General features: G+C 59.3%; 17 protein-coding genes, 2 tRNA genes and 1 riboswitch. Of the genes, 16 read left to right on the forward strand and 3 right to left on the reverse strand.

Features of this window, described 5'->3' with window-relative positions; translation table 11 throughout:
• The first annotated feature begins 3 nt into the window (after positions 1-3).
• On the forward strand, positions 4-717 hold the full coding sequence (locus ACYVB2_RS07050; RefSeq protein ID WP_382430504.1) for a sulfite exporter TauE/SafE family protein: 714 nt from the start codon (positions 4-6) through the stop codon (positions 715-717).
• 13 nt (positions 718-730) lie between these two features.
• On the opposite strand, the gene ACYVB2_RS07055 is transcribed toward ACYVB2_RS07050, so the two are convergent.
• From ACYVB2_RS07055 to ACYVB2_RS07065, 3 genes are all read right to left on the reverse strand, one after another.
• The gene (locus tag ACYVB2_RS07055; RefSeq protein WP_382430127.1) at positions 731-1,546 is read right to left on the reverse strand and encodes a sulfite exporter TauE/SafE family protein; all 816 of its coding nucleotides are present in this window, start codon (positions 1,544-1,546) and stop codon (positions 731-733) included.
• 333 nt (positions 1,547-1,879) lie between these two features.
• On the reverse strand, positions 1,880-2,266 hold the full coding sequence (locus ACYVB2_RS07060) for a cell division protein ZapA (protein ID WP_382430502.1): 387 nt from the start codon (positions 2,264-2,266) through the stop codon (positions 1,880-1,882).
• Between the two features lie 2 nt (positions 2,267-2,268).
• Complete coding sequence (locus ACYVB2_RS07065; protein WP_382430125.1) at positions 2,269-2,976, reverse strand: hypothetical protein; 708 nt, start codon at positions 2,974-2,976, stop codon at positions 2,269-2,271.
• Positions 2,977-3,011: 35 nt separating this feature from the next.
• A riboswitch (cobalamin riboswitch) is annotated at positions 3,012-3,251 on the forward strand.
• A 79-nt stretch (positions 3,252-3,330) separates the two neighbouring features.
• Between ACYVB2_RS07065 and ACYVB2_RS07070 the strand changes: the two genes are divergently transcribed.
• From ACYVB2_RS07070 to ACYVB2_RS07140, 15 genes are all read left to right on the forward strand, one after another.
• Positions 3,331-5,256 carry a TonB-dependent receptor domain-containing protein gene (locus ACYVB2_RS07070; protein ID WP_382430123.1) on the forward strand — a complete coding sequence of 642 codons (1,926 nt, stop codon included), beginning with the start codon at positions 3,331-3,333 and terminating at the stop codon, positions 5,254-5,256.
• Positions 5,253-6,602 carry a cobyrinate a,c-diamide synthase gene (locus tag ACYVB2_RS07075; protein WP_382430121.1) on the forward strand — a complete coding sequence of 450 codons (1,350 nt, stop codon included), beginning with the start codon at positions 5,253-5,255 and terminating at the stop codon, positions 6,600-6,602. The genes ACYVB2_RS07070 and ACYVB2_RS07075 overlap by 4 nt, the downstream gene beginning before the upstream one ends.
• Positions 6,599-7,204 carry a bifunctional adenosylcobinamide kinase/adenosylcobinamide-phosphate guanylyltransferase gene (locus ACYVB2_RS07080; RefSeq protein WP_382430119.1) on the forward strand — a complete coding sequence of 202 codons (606 nt, stop codon included), beginning with the start codon at positions 6,599-6,601 and terminating at the stop codon, positions 7,202-7,204. Before ACYVB2_RS07075 ends, ACYVB2_RS07080 begins: the two co-directional genes overlap by 4 nt.
• A complete protein-coding gene (locus tag ACYVB2_RS07085) occupies positions 7,180-8,067 on the forward strand; it encodes an ABC transporter substrate-binding protein (RefSeq protein WP_382430117.1) in 888 nt (295 codons plus the stop codon). The genes ACYVB2_RS07080 and ACYVB2_RS07085 overlap by 25 nt, the downstream gene beginning before the upstream one ends.
• Positions 8,064-9,131 (forward strand): FecCD family ABC transporter permease, encoded by a 1,068-nt coding sequence (locus ACYVB2_RS07090; RefSeq protein WP_382430115.1) that lies wholly within the window; start codon positions 8,064-8,066, stop codon positions 9,129-9,131. The genes ACYVB2_RS07085 and ACYVB2_RS07090 overlap by 4 nt, the downstream gene beginning before the upstream one ends.
• Positions 9,128-9,925 carry an ABC transporter ATP-binding protein gene (locus ACYVB2_RS07095; protein ID WP_382430113.1) on the forward strand — a complete coding sequence of 266 codons (798 nt, stop codon included), beginning with the start codon at positions 9,128-9,130 and terminating at the stop codon, positions 9,923-9,925. The genes ACYVB2_RS07090 and ACYVB2_RS07095 overlap by 4 nt, the downstream gene beginning before the upstream one ends.
• 22 nt (positions 9,926-9,947) lie before the next feature.
• Positions 9,948-10,517: a cob(I)yrinic acid a,c-diamide adenosyltransferase gene (gene cobO / locus ACYVB2_RS07100; protein WP_382430111.1), complete on the forward strand. Its 570-nt coding sequence runs from the start codon at positions 9,948-9,950 to the stop codon at positions 10,515-10,517.
• Between the two features lie 4 nt (positions 10,518-10,521).
• Positions 10,522-11,235 (forward strand): 5,6-dimethylbenzimidazole synthase, encoded by a 714-nt coding sequence (bluB, locus tag ACYVB2_RS07105; RefSeq protein WP_382430109.1) that lies wholly within the window; start codon positions 10,522-10,524, stop codon positions 11,233-11,235.
• Positions 11,228-12,241, forward strand: a complete 1,014-nt coding sequence (gene cbiB, locus ACYVB2_RS07110; protein WP_382430107.1) for an adenosylcobinamide-phosphate synthase CbiB — start codon at positions 11,228-11,230, stop codon at positions 12,239-12,241. Before bluB ends, cbiB begins: the two co-directional genes overlap by 8 nt.
• 16 nt (positions 12,242-12,257) lie before the next feature.
• On the forward strand, positions 12,258-13,316 hold the full coding sequence (locus tag ACYVB2_RS07115; protein WP_382430105.1) for an aminotransferase class I/II-fold pyridoxal phosphate-dependent enzyme: 1,059 nt from the start codon (positions 12,258-12,260) through the stop codon (positions 13,314-13,316).
• A gap of 211 nt (positions 13,317-13,527) precedes the next feature.
• Positions 13,528-13,800: an HU family DNA-binding protein gene (locus ACYVB2_RS07120; RefSeq protein WP_382430103.1), complete on the forward strand. Its 273-nt coding sequence runs from the start codon at positions 13,528-13,530 to the stop codon at positions 13,798-13,800.
• A gap of 11 nt (positions 13,801-13,811) precedes the next feature.
• Positions 13,812-13,887: transfer RNA gene (locus ACYVB2_RS07125), tRNA-Val, on the forward strand.
• Between the two features lie 11 nt (positions 13,888-13,898).
• Positions 13,899-14,069, forward strand: coding sequence for a hypothetical protein (locus tag ACYVB2_RS07130; protein WP_382430101.1), 171 nt, complete (start codon positions 13,899-13,901; stop codon positions 14,067-14,069).
• Between the two features lie 514 nt (positions 14,070-14,583).
• Positions 14,584-16,503 carry a SurA N-terminal domain-containing protein gene (locus tag ACYVB2_RS07135; protein ID WP_382430099.1) on the forward strand — a complete coding sequence of 640 codons (1,920 nt, stop codon included), beginning with the start codon at positions 14,584-14,586 and terminating at the stop codon, positions 16,501-16,503.
• Positions 16,504-16,555: 52 nt separating this feature from the next.
• A tRNA-His gene (locus ACYVB2_RS07140) sits at positions 16,556-16,631 on the forward strand.
• Positions 16,632-16,845: the final 214 nt, after the last annotated feature.

Raw genomic sequence — 16,845 nt, forward strand, 5'->3', positions numbered from 1 at the left:
ATGATGCTTTTTTCAGTGGCCTGGACGGCCTTGCTCATGGGGCTGGTCGGTGGGCCGCATTGTTTGGCTATGTGCGCAGCCCCTTGCGGTGCCGTGGTGGGTGCAGGCACCAACACCCCCCCCGAACAGCCCGTGCATTGGCAGGGCGCTCCACCACAACACCAGCGGCGTGTATGGGCTTACCACCTTGGCCGTCTGCTCGGCTATGCCGCTGTGGGCGCTCTGGCCGCAGTAGCAATGCAAAGTTTGGCTTGGCTCACAGTGCAAAGTGCGGCCTTGCGCCCGGCTTGGACGATGCTGCATGTGGGCGTGCTGGCTTGGGGGTTGATGATGGTGGTGTTGGCTCGCCAACCCGCTTGGGTAGAACAAACCGGACGGAGCCTCTGGCAGCGGGTGCGGCCTGTGGTGGCTAAACCGGGGGGCGTGTTTGCAACAGGTTTTCTGTGGGCCTTGATGCCCTGCGGTCTGCTTTACTCGGCCTTGTTAGTGGCCTCTCTCAGTGGCAGTGCAGTGTCGGGTGCCATCACTATGGCCCTGTTTGCCGTGGGCAGTGGCCTGTGGCTGGTGGCAGGGCCGTGGCTGTGGCTGCGTTTACGCCAGCGCCTCAAGGTGCATGGCGACCGTGGCACACGACTGGCAGGCATTTTGCTCTGTGGTGTGGCCTTATGGGCACTGTGGCTTGATGCCACCCATGGGCCAGAACTGTGGTGCAGTTGATGGCCCGGTTGCGTTACAACGCGGCATATCCCTTCCAAAACATATAAACCGCCAGCACCAGCAATAAGCTGGCAAAAACCCGCTTGAGTTGGCGCACAGGCAAACTGTGGGCCGCACGAGCGCCCAGAGGGGCCGTGAATACACTGCACGCGGCAATTACGCCCAAAGCTGGCAACCACACATAACCCATGGAATGTGCAGGTAGACCGGGCACCGAAAAGCCCCCCAGCACATAACCAGCCACGTTGAACACTGCAATCGGAAAACCCAAGGCGGCGCTGGTAGCCACAGCATTGTGGATGGGCACGTTGCACCAAGTCATGAAGGGCACGCTGATAAACCCCCCCCCAGCCCCCACCAACCCAGCCAAAAAACCAATGCCACTGCCAGCGGCTACCTGTCCTGCCACCCCTGGCATTTGTCGGGATGGTGCTGGTTTGCGGTCACGGAACATCTGCAATGCAGAAAAACCCACAAAGACCCCAAAAAACAGTGCCAAAAAAGACCCTTTAAGCAAGGAGAACACCCCCAAGCTGGCCGCCATCCCTCCCAAAGCGATACCGGGGGCCAACCGCTGAACCAAATCCCAACGCACAGCACCACGGCGGTGGTGCGCACGCACACTGGAGATAGATGTAAACAAAATAGTAGCCATCGCCGTGGCAATGGCCATCTTGACGGCCAAATCAGGAGATACAGCCCGCTCAGTCAGAAAATAGGTCAGAAAAGGCACCAACATCATGCCGCCACCAATACCGAGCAGTCCGGCAAAAAAGCCCGTACACAGGCCCAGCAAGGCCAACTCAACAATTAGCAGGGTATCGAACATAAATGGTGGGGGGGGGGATCAAGGGGAGCAGGCCCGCCTGACCAGAGGCTGCTGGGAGTGCCCCAGACACGATACAGACTGGGGAGGGCAAGACAATGAAGGTGTCTGCCAGTGCCACCGAACCTGCATCCTGAACCGGGGGTTCAGGGGGGCAAGGGCAGCCAGGTGTTGGGTTCATCTGACGCGAGACGATCACGCTCACCGGGCAATGTACCAAGCCCAGGCTCAATGAGCATTGGTTCAAGGAAATATAAAGCCCAGCAGCACCGCAGACAGGCCGATTGTAGCGGTACTGGGCGGCCATAGGCGCTGGCCCACCACAGCCACCACACCTCAACCGGGTGTGGTGCCGTCTTGCAGTGCCGTATCGAGGCGCTCCAACAAGGCCTGGCACTTGGCCTGCATTTCGGGGCCAGAGACGCTTTGTGCCAAGATAGCCGCCTCTTGGGCTTGCACCAGTGCATTGGCCGCAGCAGCTTCTGCCTGTTCAGCGCGCGTCAGGGCCGTCTTTTCGGCTACCGCCGCCTTGACCATCTCAAAAGCCAGATTGATAGCCGCCTGCACAGCAATTTGTTCACGCAACCGCACCTTGCCACCGTCACGGATCTGGGTCATGGCCTTGTCTACCCGTGCGGCGGCTTCCCGCAGGTAGGCTTCGCCACCTTCAGGGCAACTCAGCAGCAGGCTCTGCTGCATGATCTGCACCTCGATTTTCTTCATCATCATGCGCCACCCTCTTTCTCTGCGGGACTGGCTGGCAAGGTTTCCATCAAAGCATCCATGCGGGAGCGGGCCGTTTGCAGGCGGGATTTGAGCATGTCATGCTCACGGGTGAGGGCGCTGATCTGCTCGGCCTGCCCAGTGCTGGTTTGTTGCAAGGTGTCGCGCTCCTGGGTAAGGGCAGCAATTTGTGCCAGTTGTGCCTGCCCTGCCTGTTGCAAGGTTTGGCACTCTTGGCGCAAGGCAGTCACTTGGGTGGCCTGCTCGGTGCTGGTCTGCTGCAAGGCCGCATGGGCCTGCTGCAAGGCGGCATGCTCCTTGTGCAAAGCCGCCAGTTTTTCTGTTTGGGGTGCCGTATTGCGCAGCAATTCTTCATGCTGACGGGTCAAGGCGACCAATTGTTCTGTTTGGGCGGCGTGGACTTTCTGCAAGGCATCGCGCTCCTGCTCCAGATGTAGGCTCTTGGCCTCTTGCCGCAGTCCATCCTCTTGCAGGGCCGTATGGGCCTGGACGAGCATATCGTGCTCTTCCAGTAGCCGCACTATCTGTTCAGCTTGTTGCTCGCGTATCTTTTCCAGCGCCTGTCGATCACGGGCCAAATCGGCCAGCTGTTGCGCCTGCTGCTGCTGAGTCTGCTGAGACTGGGTCAGGCGTTGGAGCAGGTGCTCCACACGCGCGGTGATGAGATCGATGGTTTGCAAGGGGGCCATGCCTGCAATTGTAGGGTTGCCAGTGGCCAAAGCGCCGTAGAATCCGCGCCGTTGGTGCTCTTGGTGTGGTTCACATGCCGAAGTTCAACGGGAAGCAGGGAGGAAAGCCCCCATCAAGGGGGCTGCCGAGCCTGCGCTGCCCCCGCAACGGTCAGCGGACGAGTCCATGCCACTCTCTCTTCAGCCACACGCCACTGGATGCCTTGAACAAGCACTGGGAAGGCGCTGAAGGGTGCTCCGCCAGCCCGGATACCGGCCAACACGGTGGTCGCACATAGCCTTGGTGGCTAGTGTGGCTGTATCACCCAACGCTGGCGGGGAAGCCAGCACGGGTTGCATTCTGATTGTGTTCCCATGAAGATCTCTACCGTCCCAGGCTGCCCCAGCGTTGCCCTGAATGTGCGCCCTGTGGTTTGGGCCTGTGCCCTGTTGTCTGCACTGTCTGCACACGCACAACAAACCTCAGATGCCCCAGGCCCACTGCTATTGGCACAGAACCTGCACACACCCTCGCTGTCTGATGTGGTGGTCACGGCAACCCGCACGCCACAACCTTTGGCCGACTTGGTGGCCGACGTCTCCATTGTGGATCGCGAAACGCTTGAATCTAGTGGTGCCAGTGTGTTGGCGGATGTGCTGGCCCGGCTGCCGGGCTTAGAAATCTCGCGCAATGGTGGCCCTGGCAATGCCAGCAGTGTGTTTGTGCGTGGGGCTGAATCGCGCTTCACAGCGGTCTATATCGACGGCGTACGGGTGGACTCCCAATCGACGGGTGGCGCACAATGGGAACAGATTCCGTTGGCACAGATGGAGCGCATTGAGGTATTGCGTGGCCCGGCAGCGGCCGTGTATGGCTCAGACGCTATTGCTGGCGTGATCCAATTATTTACCCGCAAGGGCGAAGGCCCAGCCCAACCCATGGTTGGGGTAGGTTTGGGCAGCCAAGGCACACGCAAAATAGAGGCGGGCATCAGTGGCAGCACTGGCACCGATGGTGCCTTGGACTATGCACTGGGCCTGCACCGTACCACTAGCGATGGTTTTGATACCAAAACCAGCGGCAGCCACCACCCAGACCGCGATGGCTACCGCAGCACATCGGCCAATGCCCGCCTAGGCCTGCGCATCAACACGCAACACCGTTTGGATGCCACCCTGCTGGCGCAACGGCTCCACTCTGATTACGACGCTTTCAGCTACACCCCTGCTGCGCCTGCCGATGACCGCAATTTGCATCGCCTGCGCACGGCGGGTTTGAGCTGGCAGGCGCAATGGAGTGAGGCGTACCGCACGCGTCTCTCTGTGACGGAGGCGGCCAGCCGCTACGAAACCACGCCTTCGCCCTACCTGACAGAAACCACACTGCGTGGCTACCTATGGCAGCACGATTACCAATGGGGCGCACATCGCTTTAACGCAGCCCTCGAGCGCCGCGAAGACCAGCTCTACAACCCAGCTTTGGATGCTTGGGGGGTCACGCTAGACCGCCAACGTTCACAGGATGGGGTTGCACTGGGTTATGGCTACAACGCAGGGGGGCATACCGTACAGCTCAATGCCCGCCACGACAACGACAGTGAATTTGGGGGTCAGAACACAGGGAGTTTGGCCTATGGCTATGCCCTCACCCCCCAATGGCGAGCCACAGCCTCGGTGGGCACAGCGTTTCGGGCGCCCACTCTGTACCAGCGTTTTAGCGAGTACGGTGTCGCCACACTGCAACCAGAAAAAAGCCGCAACGCCGAAATTGGCCTGCGTTGGGCTGAAAAAAGCAGCACTTTCTCAGTGACGGCCTACCGCAACCGGGTACGCAATTTGATCTCCTTCGTAGGGACGGGTGCTTGTGCTTCTGATTTTGGCTGCTACGCCAACACCGCCCGCGCCCAATACGAAGGCGTGACGGTGGCAGGCTCCTACCGGCTGGCTGGGGTGCAGTGGCGCGGCTCAGTGGACTGGCAAAACCCCCGTGATTTAGACACCGGCAAACAGCTGGCACGCCGGGCCAAACGCCATGCCACCTTGGGCGCCGATACCCTATGGGCAGGCTGGAATCTGGGCGCAGAAATGCAAGCCTCGGGCCAGCGATTTGACACCATTGCCAACACTACCCGACTGGGGGGCTACACCCTCTGGAACCTGTATGCCAGCACGCGCATGGCACGCAACTTCACTTTGCTGGCACGCATTGACAACTTGGCCGACAAAGATTACCAGCTTGCCCGCAGCTATGCCACCCCAGGGCGTAGCCTGTATGTAGGCCTGAAATGGACGCCCCAATGAGCACCCGCTGCCCCGCACTGTTGATAGCTGCCCCAGCCTCGGGGCAGGGCAAAACCACCCTCACTGCCGCTTTGGCACGTTTGCACAGCCGCCAGGGGCGCAAAGTGCGCGTGTTCAAGTGTGGGCCAGACTTTCTCGATCCGCACTGGCATGAGCTCGCCAGTGGTGCCCCCGTGCATTCACTCGATGGTTGGATGACTGGCCCCGAAGATGTGGCGGCCCGGCTCCATGACGCCGCCCAAGAGGCCGATCTGATCTTGATTGAAGGGGTGATGGGCTTGTTTGATGGCAGCCCCAGCGCCGCCGAATTGGCACAGCGGCTGAATATTCCGGTGCTGGCGGTGCTAGATGCGGGAGCCATGTCCACCACTTTTGGCGCCTTGGTCTATGGTTTAGTGCATTACCAGCCGGGCTTGCGCTGGGCCGGGGTGCTGGCCAATCGCGTCGCTACGGAACACCATGCTGATTTGCTCCGAGCGGGGCTGCGCGACCCTGCCTTGTGGCAAGGGGCTTTGCAAAAAGTCACCCCGGCAGGAGACAGCTCGCTGCTGCCCGAACGCCATTTGGGCTTGGTGGCCGCCCATGAATTGGGCGATGCGCTGCAACGGCTCGATGCCGTGGCCGATGCACTGGCACAGACGCCGTTGGGCCAGCGTAGCTGGGAACAATGGCAAGCATGGGCGGCGGATTTTGCTGCGCCAGCCGCCAAGCCAGCGCCAGAAGAGGTACAGACTTGGCTGCAAGGCTGCACTGTGGCCGTGGCACGCGATGCGGCATTCAGCTTTATTTACCCAGCCAATCTGGACTGCCTGCGTGCGATGGGCGGGCAACTGGTGTTTTTCTCCCCTTTGGCCGGAGAGGGCTTGCCACCCTGCGATGCGGTGTGGCTGCCCGGTGGCTACCCCGAACTGCACGCTGCGGCCTTGATGGCCAATCATGCCGTGCAAGAGGACTTGCGCGCCCACTGGGGCGCAGGCAAGCCCATCTGGGCCGAGTGTGGCGGCATGGTGGCCCTGTGTGAAGGCATTACCGGCCACGATGGCCAGTTTGCCCCTCTGTGGGGGCTGTTGCCCGGTAAGGCCGTGTTGCAAAAACGGCTGGCAGGGCTGGGTATGCAGCAACTGGCGACTGACACAGGGGTGCTGCGTGGGCACACCTTTCACTATTCGCGGTTGGACAGTCCAGCGCCAGTACTCACGCGCAGCAGCCGCCCCGGCCAAGCTGTGGAGGAAAGCAAAGGCGAAGCCCTGTACCAACACGGTAGCCTGCACGCCAGCTATTTTCATGCTTGGTTTGCCTCCAGCCCACGCACTGTGGCCCGCTGGCTGGGTGGGGTGGACTTATGAGCTTGTCCATCGCCCGCAGCGAGCTAATCTTGGGAGGACAAAAAAGCGGAAAATCCCGCCGTGCCGAGCTATTGGCCCGCCATTGGCTGGATCAATCCCCCCTGCACCATGCCCTCATGCTGGCCACCGCCCAAGCGTGGGATACAGAAATGCAAGAGCGCATCCAGCGCCACCAGCAAGATCGGGCCATACGCGTACCGGGCATGACCACGCTCGAAGAGCCCCGCTACCTGGCACAAGCCCTGCAACAACACAGCAGCCCAGAAACGCTCATTGTGGTGGATTGCCTCACCCTCTGGCTCACCCACTGGCTGATGCCCGCCCATGATGCTTCATCAGACACCGCCCCGTTGGGAACCTGGCAAGAACAGGCCACCGCTTTTGGTGCTGCACTGGCACAAGCCCCCGGCCCAGTAGTACTGGTGGGCAATGAAATCGGCTTGGGCGTAATCCCACTGGGCCACGAGGTGCGGGCTTTTGTCGATGCACTGGGGCTGCTCAACCAGCAAGTGGCCCAAACCTGCCAGCGCGTCACGCTCATGGCCGCAGGCTTGCCACTGACCCTCAAGGATACGCCATGCAGTGGTTGCCACGCAGTTTGACCCGACTATCTGCGGTGTTGGCTTGGAGCGCAGCGGTGCTCAGTGTGCAGGCCCAGCCGATTGCATTGACAGATGATCGGGGCCATGCGGTGACGCTGGCTCGGCCCCCACAACGCATTGTCAGTTTGCTGCCCTCGCTGACGGAAACCGTTTGCGCGCTAGAACAATGCCACCGGCTGGTGGGCGTAGATCGCTACTCCGACTGGCCTGCCAGCGTACAAAAACTGCCCAAGGTGGGCGGTGGTCTCGACCCCAACATTGAGGCCATTGTGGCGCTGCGCCCCGATGTTGTTCTCATGGCTACGTCCTCGCGTGGCGCAGCACGGCTCGAATCGCTGGGAGTGCCCGTAGTGGCACTGGAGCCTAAAAGCCATGCCGACGTGCAGCGCGTACTGGGCAAAATTGGTCAAGTGCTGGCCGTGCCCGATGCCCAACGGCTGTGGCGGGTGATTGATGCTGGCGTGCAGGCCGCAGCACAATCGGTGCCCGTTGCGGCCCGCAACGCGCGGGTCTATTTTGAGGTCAACCGGGGGCCGTATGGTGCGGGTATGCAATCCTTTATTGGCGAAACCCTGACCCGCTTGGGCGCACGCAACATCCTGCCCGCCGCGCTGGGACCATTTCCTAAACTCAATCCAGAATATGTGGTGCGTGCCAACCCCGACTTGATCATGGTGGGGGCACGCAGTGTGGAAGGACTGGCGCAACGCCCCGGCTGGCAAGCCATGCAGGCACTGCAACAGCAACGTCTGTGCGTTTTTACGCCACCCGAGTTTGATATGCTGATCCGCCCCGGCCCACGCATGGCCGAAGGTGCTCGCCTCATGGCCCGTTGCCTGACGGACAAGGCCACCACCCGATGAGTGCGCCGCCGTCGCGTGGGCGCTGGTTGGCACTGGCGCTGCTGTGTTCTAGCCTATTGTTATTGCCATTGGGCACTGCCGTGGGCAGCACTGGGCTAGAGAATCTTTGGCCCACTCTCTGGGGCAATGAGTCCGACACCGCCAGCCGTACCATGGCTTGGCAAATCATTTGGGACATTCGCCTGCCCCGTACGCTGGGGGCGTGGTGCGCTGGGGCTTTGCTGGGGCTGGCGGGTGCTGTAGCCCAGGGCTTGTTTCGCAACCCGCTGGCCGACCCCTATCTGTTGGGCAGTGCCTCAGGGGCATCACTGGGGGTGGCCTTGGCTTTGGCGTTGATGGGATCGGGTATCGGCATGGCAGGGACGGGCATGGGCAGCTATGCGGTGTCGGTGTTTTCTGGGCACTGGCTGGTGCGCTTGGGCCTGACCGGGGCCGCCTTTGCCGGAGCAGTGCTGGCGGTGGTGCTCACGCTGGTGCTGGCACGAGGGGTACAACACACCTTGCGGCTGTTGTTGGCTGGGGTAATTGTTGGTGTTGTGCTGGGGGCGCTGACCTCACTCATCTTGCTGCTCTCGCCCGATTCGATGCAAGCGATGCAAGCCTTTTTGTTGGGTTCTACCGGCTTTGTCGGCTGGACGGCATGTCTGCTCATGGCCGGTACTTGGCTGCTGTGCCTGCTAGCCGCTTGGGCGTTGTCGCGGGTGCTGGATGGGCTGGCTTTGGGCGAATCCACAGCCCACAGTTTGGGCTTGCCGCTGGCCCCCTTGCGGGCTGCATTGGTGGGTGTGTTGGCGCTGGCAACGGGCACCGCCGTAGCCCAAACCGGATTGATCGCCTTTGTGGGCTTGGCAGCACCACACTTGGTGCGGGCAGTGGCTCCCGTACCCCACGGCCGGCTGATGGTGCTAGCCAGTGCTATGGGGGCGGTACTGCTGGCCGGTGCCGATTTGCTAGCCCGTGGTCTGATGGCACCGCAAGAGCTGCCGGTGGGTGTGCTCACCGCTGTATTGGGCGGGGTTTACTTGCTCTGGCTCATGCACCGACGCACTGGAGGACTGGGATGAGCACACCACCTCTCTGCGCCTTGCACGCCCAAGCCGTAGGGGTACAAATCGGGCAACGTGCCATCTTGCACGACCTGAATCTATCGTTGGCAGCCGGGCGGTGGACCAGCATGGTTGGCCCCAATGGCGCGGGCAAATCCACCCTGTTGCGGGCTTTGGCTGGCTTGCTGCCCTGCTCGGGCCAAGTGCAACTGCTAGGCCGCCCACTGCACCACTGGCCCCGGCGCGAACGCGCTCGCACCCTGTCATGGCTGGGCCAAAACGAGGCAGCAGCAGATGACCTCAGCGTTTATGACGTGGCTATGCTAGGCCGCTTGCCACACCAAGCATGGCTGGCCGCCCCCAGTGCCGCCGACCATACCGCTGTAGAGCAAGCCCTGCGCGCTACCCAAGCATGGGACTGGCGCGGGCGCGCCTTGGGCCAACTCTCCGGTGGCGAGCGCCAACGGGTGTTGTTAGCCCGCGCTTTGGCAGTGCAAGCCCCAGTACTGCTGATGGATGAGCCGCTGGCCAACCTAGACCCACCACACCAAGCCGATTGGCTGTTGTTGGTGCGTGATCTGGTGGCCCAAGGCCATACCGTGGTCAGTGTGCTGCACGAGGTCTCACTGGCGCTGCAAGCAGACGACATCGCTATCGTGGCCGATGGCCGCCTGCACCACCACGGCAGCGCCAGCGACAGCACAACCCACAGAGCCTTAGAACAAGTCTTTGACCAACGCATCCACATCCAGCAAGCAGCAGGCATGTGGGTAGCCCTGCCCTGTTTGGAGCGGCGCACGCTGGCCCTTTAATTTTTCTGGATTGGAGCACTGTATGCAACTCGAAACCCCTCCCACCGAAAAACGCTACGAAAAACCCAGCGGCGAGCGCCGAGGCCTGACCATCGTCCACACTGGCGATGGCAAAGGCAAAAGCACTGCGGCCTTTGGCCTTGCGCTGCGCGCACATGGCCGAGGCAAAGCCGTCAAGATCTTCCAGTTCATGAAGGTGCCCAGCGCCCGCTTTGGCGAACACCGCATGTTTGAGCAAATTGGCTTGCCTATCGAAGGGCTAGGCGATGGCTTTAGCTGGAAGAGTCAAGATCTGGAGCATTCGGCGCAATTGGCCCGTGATGGCTGGGAAAAAGCCCGTAGCGCCATCCTTTCGGGGGATTACTTCATGGTGGTGCTCGATGAAATCACCTACCCACTGATTTACGGTTGGCTGCCACTGGACGGCGTACTCGAGACCCTGCGCCAACGCCCCCAAGACGTGCATGTGGTGCTCACAGGCCGCCGCTGCCCCACAGAAATCATGGAACTGGCCGACACCGTCACCGAAATGAAACTTATCAAACACGCCTTTCAAGCCGGTATCCCTGCCCAGCGTGGCATTGAGGATTAAACCCATGCCGCAATCGACCACAGAAGCCATGCCCAACGCACAGGCTTTTACCGAAGCCGAACGGCTGGCGGTGTACCGTGCCATCCATGAGCGGCGCGATATGCGCCACTTCTGTGGTGGCCATGTAGCCCCTGAGGTGTTGCTGCGCCTGCTACAAGCAGCACACCATGCCCCCAGCGTGGGCTTTATGCAGCCGTGGCGCTTTATCCGCATTACCCAAGCTGCACTGCGCCAGCCACTGCATGATTTGGTAGAGCAAGAACGCATCCTGACCGCCCAAGCCCTAGGGCAACGCCAAGAAGAATTTATGCGCCTCAAGGTGCAGGGCATCTTGGATGCCGCCGAACTCCTGGTGGTAGCACTGGCCGATGGCCGAGAGCAGCACGTTTTTGGCCGACGCACCATGCCCCAGATGGATTTGGCCTCGGCCAGTTGTGCCATTCAAAACCTGTGGCTGGCAGCACGGGCCGAAGGGTTGGGCATGGGCTGGGTCTCAATCTTTGATCCAGCAGCCTTGGGTCAGTTGCTCGGACTGCCTCTAGGGGCTGAAGTCATCGCCCTGCTGTGCTTAGGGCCAGTGCAGGAGTTCTACCACGAACCGATGCTGCAACGCGAGCGTTGGGCGCAACGTGCGCCACTGGCTTCGTTGGTATTTGATGACCAATGGAATACGCCCTCGGCACTGTTCTCCAACGGCCTGAAAGACGCGGATGCCTGAAGCAAATTGGCTGTGGGGGCCGTTGTGGGCCAGCGGTCACAACGGCAGCCACATCGCTCTTTGGGCACTGCTGGTGGCTTTGGTCGTGGACCACTGCTGGGGAGAACCTCCAGCACGCTGGCATCCAGTGGTCTGGATGGGCCACGCTCTGGGTTGGGCCAGCCGTCGGCTGGCACCCACCGCCGCCACTGTAGGGCCAGATTGGCGCTCCTTTTGGTTGTTTGCCATCCTTTGGTGTGTGCTAGCCACGGTTGCTAGCGGCAGTTATGCACTGCTGCAATGGGCAACCCTCCATTTTTTGCGCGATAGTTCGGCCGCCCCCCTGCTCACAGGGGCATTGCTGGGCCTGTGGCTCAAGCCGTTGCTGTCTTGGCGAATGCTGCGCCACGAAGTGCAGGCCGTCGAAGCGGCCTTGGGCCAATCGCTCGATGCAGGTCGTGCCCGATTGGCTTGGCTGGTAAGCCGCGATGTGACCACCTTGGATGCAGTGCAGGTGCGCGAATCGGCCATAGAGTCCTTGGCAGAAAACCTCAGCGACTCAGTCATCGCACCGCTATTTTGGTTTGTGGTGGCAGGCTTGCCCGGAGCCGCACTGTACCGGCTGGCCAATACCGCCGATGCCATGTGGGGCTACCCCGGCCTGCGCGGCACGGGGCCTGCTGCCCGTTATTGGCAATGGGCAGGCAAATGGGCTGCCCGTGCGGATGATGTGCTTTCTTGGCTGCCCGCACGCCTAACAGCGACTTTATTCGCCTTGGCTGCTGGTGGTCTGCCCCTGCGGACATTGGCACGAGAAGCACGGCAAACCCCATCGCCCAACAGCGGCTGGCCTATGGCCGCAATGGCGCTGGCGCTGCATATCCGGCTGGGCAAACCTGGGGTCTACCAGCTCCACGCCAGCGGCCAGGCCGCCAGTGCTATCGACACCCTCCGTGCCTGCACCTTGGCCTCTGTAGCCGTTGCAGTGCCCTGCCTGCTGGCACTGCTGTGGTTGCTGATTTGCTAAATTGAAGGCCTTGTCTGTGAACGCTTCTTTGCCTGTTTCTTTTCTGGCGGAGCCTCCGCCCCACGGCGGTCCCGATGCCCGTGGCCCCGCCCGTTGGGATTTTTCTACCAACAGCAATGCCTGTGGCCCTTGCCCTGAGGCCTTAGCGGCTGTGCAACAGGCCGATGCCAGTCGTTATCCAGACCCCAGTTACACCGCATTGCGTACAGTACTGGCCGAATTTCATCAAGTCAGGCCCGAACGTATCGTACTGGCAGCCAGTGCCAGTGAATTCATCTGGCGCATTACCACTTTAGCCGCCCGGTGCGGTGCCACAGCCGTCTCTTTGCCCACCCACAGTTATGGTGATTACGCACAGGCTGCACGGGCTTGGGGCTTGTCCATTCACCATCGCCCAACACACTGGACAAACAGCACAGATATCCATACCACAACGGCAGACCTGCACTGGATGTGCGAACCATCCAGCCCACAAGGATTGACCGACCCCATGCTACAAACAGCGCAGCCCCTGTCTGGACGCTGGTGGGTGCTGGACTGTGCCTATCGCCCCTTACAGCTGCATTGCCCACCACCTCCCGCCCCCATGGATCACCTCTGGCAGCTGTGGACACCCAACAAAGCCTTGGGTTTGACGGGTGTGCGGGCAGCCTATGCCATTGCACCATTGCACAGCGCAGAAGATGCGGCCCGGCTGATCGCTTTGGCCCCCTCTTGGCCCGTGGGTGCCCACGGTGTCGCCCTGCTCCACGCTTGGGCACAGCCCACCACGCAGCACTGGTTGGCATCTAGTTTGATCACCCTGCGTCATTGGAAAAAAAGCCAACAAACACTTTGTGCCACATTGGGCTGGCAGATTGAGCCTGGCAGCAGGGCCAACTATTTCGTAGCTCGGCCACCCACTCACACACTACACACCGCGCTCACCCACCTGCGGGCGCAGGATGTGCAATTACGCGACTGCACCTCCTTCGGACTGCCTGGCTGGCTGCGGCTGGGCGTATTGCCACCGCAAGCACAACAAGCCCTGCATCAAGCATGGCTCAACATGCAACCCGTACCCCATCCAACATAACGCATTAGCAATTACGACTAGAACCGCGGCCGATGCCACCGTCTGGTCAGGCCATCAGCTTTCTGCATGCGAATAGCCGCCATCATGTCACCTCCAAGGTGTTTGGCGCCATTCCATCTCCTACTTCTCCCAACCTGTCTGCATGTGGGATGCCCCATTGGCAGGTAGTCCAAGCCACCCCAAACTACTCTTCTGCTAACAAGAGGTTCCTGTGAACAAAACTGAACTGATCGAGCACATCGCCAACCACGCCGACATCTCCAAAGCTGCTGCAGCCCGCGCTTTGGAAGGCACCATTGATGCGGTCAAGACCACCCTGAAGAAGGGTGGCACAGTGTCGTTGGTGGGGTTTGGCACCTTTGCAGTGGGCCAACGCGCAGCCCGCACAGGCCGTAATCCACGTACTGGCGCGGCCATCAACATCAAATCCGCCACAATTCCTAAGTTTCGTCCTGGCAAAGCACTCAAAGATGCTGTAAACTAACGACATCGGTGGGGTGCTTAGCTCAGTTGGTAGAGCGGCGCCCTTACAAGGCGTAGGTCAGCGGTTCGACCCCGTTAGCACCCACCACCACCAAACCCATGAAAAAAGCCACCTTAAAGGTGGCTTTTTTCATTTCACACAGCGACGTTGTCGCCGTCTCCCAGTCACGGCAACCGCCTCATACCGGTCTTGCACTGCTGGCAAATTCCCCCAAAACATCCTGGGCCTGCATGAATGCAGCACAAGAACTGACCACCGAGGCGATGTAGTGCACACCACTGGCCATACGAACGATATAAAACTTCATTGGCCCACCCTTCGTGCACTCAAACCATAAGGCACTGTGTTCATGTAACAAATACACGCAAGAACAGTACCTCCCATGATGATCACCCGCTCCATCCGCCTGCTCCTTCCAATACTTGCGCGTTATGGTCTATCCAACATCGGCCACAGCAAACACATGGGCATTTTTCACCCGAGCCCACTGTAGCAACAGTATGTGACATCGCGTAACGATAAGCCACATAAAAATGACTGGGTTTCCCCTTACAAGTGGCAAAGAGGCCATCGCTCAGATGTGGGGTACGCTAAACAGGTAAAATTGGCATCGTTCCCCGATTTCGGGTGGTATACGGGTAATAATCGATGCAACCCATTGATTTATAAGCAACAGGCAACCCCTCGCAACACTTGAGTCCGCGATTCCATCCTGCCAACCCCAATCACCATCCATATAAAGGCGAACGCAAGTTCGCTTTTTTTGTCACTGAAAGATTGACCATGTTTGAATCTATCCGCAAGCACTCCAAGATTGCGATGTTCTTGCTGTTCTTGCTGATCATTCCGTCCTTCATCCTGGTAGGCATAGATTCCACGTATTTTTCAGGCAGCAGTCCCGTAGTGGCACTGGTGAATGGTCATGAGATCACCCAGACCGACTGGGACAATGCCCATCGACAGGAATCTGACCGTATCCGGGCACAGCAACCCAATATCAACGCAGCTTTGCTGGATACGCCCGAGGCACGCTATGCCACGCTAGAGCGCCTGGTGCGTGAGCGGGTATTGCAAACAGCCGTCCACAAAGCCCACCTTGTGACCAGTGATGGACAACTGGCCCGCCACCTGAGCGAGATTCCGCAAATTGCCGCCCTACGGCGGGCCGATGGCACACTGGACATTGAGGGCTACAAAGCATTGGTAGCCACCCAAGGTTTGACACCTGAGGGTTTTGAAGCTGCCGTGCGCAATGAACTGGCCGTGAACCAAGTGCTAGGCAATATCAATGCCACGGCCTTCAGCACGCCCGCCCAAACCAAAGTCACGGTAGACGCGTTGTTGCAAAGACGAGAAGTGCAACTGCTGGAATTCAAACCAGCCCACTTTACTGCCAAAGTGGCACAAAGCCCCGAGCTGCTGGAAGCGTATTACAAAGCCAACCCCGCCAAGTTTCAACAACCCGAGCAAGCCAGCATCGAATATGTACTCTTGGACTTGACCAGCGTAGCCGCTAGCATCAGCCTGAACGAAGCAGATCTACGCACCTATTACCAAGAGAATATAGACCGTCTTGCAGGCAAAGAAGAACGCCGTGCTAGCCATATTCTGATCACCGCTGCGAAAGATGCCCCCGCAGCAGAACGTGACAAAGCCAAAGCCCGCGCCCAAGAGCTCCTAGAACAAGCACGTAAAGCCCCCGGTCACTTTGCAGACTTGGCCAAAAAATCTTCACAAGACACTGGCTCAGCCACCCAAGGTGGTGATTTGGGTTTCTTTGCCCGCGGAGCCATGGTCAAACCCTTTGAAGATACAGCCTTCGCTCTGAAGAAAGGCGAAATCAGCGATGTGGTTGAAAGTGAATTCGGCTATCACATCATCCAACTGACAGAAATCAAGACACCTCGCCAGCCCAGCTTTGAGGAACTGCGCCCCCGCCTAGAAGCGGAAATGCGCCAACAACAAGCCCAGCGCAAGTTTGCTGAAGTCGCCGAGACGTTCAGCAACACCGTCTATGAACAAGCGGAAAGCCTGCAACCCGTGGCAGAAAAATTGGGCTTGAAAGTCCAAACGGCCATGAAGGTACAGCGCAAACCTGCGCCAGGCACTACAGGCGTACTGGCCAATGAAAAACTCCTCACAGCCTTGTTTTCTGAAGACTCTATAGCGCAAAAGCGCAATACCGAGGCACTGGAAATTGGCAGCAATCAATTGGTGGCTGCTCGCATCACGGCTTATCAAGGGGCGTCGACCCTGGCTTTCAATGAAGTACGTGAACAGGTACAGAAGCTGTATGTCAGTGAAGAATCTGCAGAACTGGCACGCAAAGAAGGCGAGGCACGGTTGGCAGCTTGGCAAGTCAAACCTGAAGCAGCGACTGGTCTGAGTGCCCCACTGGTGCTCTCCCGTGACCAACGACAAAACCAGACTACAGCACTGGTAGATGCCGTACTCTCCACTAAAACCGACAAACTGCCCACTTGGGTTGGTGTCGATCTGAACGACAACGGCTATGTGCTGGCACGGATCAATCGCATTGTGCCGCGTGAAACCACCGACGCCTCGCTGGAAACACAACGGCAGCAACAGTATGTGCAGTGGTTGGCCTCGGCAGAAAGCCAAGCCTACTATGAGTTCCTGAAAACCCGCTTCAAAGCACAGATCAAAGTGCCCCGCCCAACAACATCCACCGAAAAGAATTAACCACTTCTCTTGGTAATCAAATTTTGATGTTATAATTCAAATCTACACTACGGTGGCTGTAGCTCAGTTGGTAGAGTCCAGGATTGTGATTCCTGTCGTCGTGGGTTCGAGTCCCATCAGCCACCCCAAATAAAACAAAAAAGCCACTTCTTCGGATGTGGCTTTTTTTTGCCTATTTACGCTGCAAATTTTTCAAAAAAGCCCAAGACTGCTCAATCATCAAATGGTTGTCTAACGTCAGGCGTTCCCCCATTGATCAACCTGATCCGCATAGAGGTGGCACCTGATGGGCTTTGCGCGCGGCTCTTCCAAGCATTTCTTCCGCTAAAAACGGCATCCTCT

This window comes from Giesbergeria giesbergeri (assembly GCF_054779375.1).

Excerpts from the sequence above, each read along its gene's own strand:
- cobO (WP_382430111.1), top strand. The coding sequence starts at position 9,948 with ATGCAACTCGAAACCCCTCCCACCGAAAAACGCTACGAAAAACCCAGC.
- ACYVB2_RS07090 (WP_382430115.1), top strand. The coding sequence starts at position 8,064 with ATGAGTGCGCCGCCGTCGCGTGGGCGCTGGTTGGCACTGGCGCTGCTG.
- ACYVB2_RS07085 (WP_382430117.1), top strand. The coding sequence starts at position 7,180 with ATGCAGTGGTTGCCACGCAGTTTGACCCGACTATCTGCGGTGTTGGCT.
- ACYVB2_RS07130 (WP_382430101.1), top strand. The coding sequence starts at position 13,899 with ATGAAAAAAGCCACCTTAAAGGTGGCTTTTTTCATTTCACACAGCGAC.
- ACYVB2_RS07070 (WP_382430123.1), top strand. The coding sequence starts at position 3,331 with ATGAAGATCTCTACCGTCCCAGGCTGCCCCAGCGTTGCCCTGAATGTG.
- ACYVB2_RS07075 (WP_382430121.1), top strand. The coding sequence starts at position 5,253 with ATGAGCACCCGCTGCCCCGCACTGTTGATAGCTGCCCCAGCCTCGGGG.
- ACYVB2_RS07050 (WP_382430504.1), top strand. The coding sequence starts at position 4 with ATGCTTTTTTCAGTGGCCTGGACGGCCTTGCTCATGGGGCTGGTCGGT.
- ACYVB2_RS07060 (WP_382430502.1), bottom strand. The coding sequence starts at position 2,266 with ATGAAGAAAATCGAGGTGCAGATCATGCAGCAGAGCCTGCTGCTGAGT.
- ACYVB2_RS07080 (WP_382430119.1), top strand. The coding sequence starts at position 6,599 with ATGAGCTTGTCCATCGCCCGCAGCGAGCTAATCTTGGGAGGACAAAAA.
- ACYVB2_RS07135 (WP_382430099.1), top strand. The coding sequence starts at position 14,584 with ATGTTTGAATCTATCCGCAAGCACTCCAAGATTGCGATGTTCTTGCTG.
- ACYVB2_RS07065 (WP_382430125.1), bottom strand. The coding sequence starts at position 2,976 with ATGGCCCCCTTGCAAACCATCGATCTCATCACCGCGCGTGTGGAGCAC.
- ACYVB2_RS07055 (WP_382430127.1), bottom strand. The coding sequence starts at position 1,546 with ATGTTCGATACCCTGCTAATTGTTGAGTTGGCCTTGCTGGGCCTGTGT.
- bluB (WP_382430109.1), top strand. The coding sequence starts at position 10,522 with ATGCCGCAATCGACCACAGAAGCCATGCCCAACGCACAGGCTTTTACC.
- ACYVB2_RS07095 (WP_382430113.1), top strand. The coding sequence starts at position 9,128 with ATGAGCACACCACCTCTCTGCGCCTTGCACGCCCAAGCCGTAGGGGTA.
- cbiB (WP_382430107.1), top strand. The coding sequence starts at position 11,228 with ATGCCTGAAGCAAATTGGCTGTGGGGGCCGTTGTGGGCCAGCGGTCAC.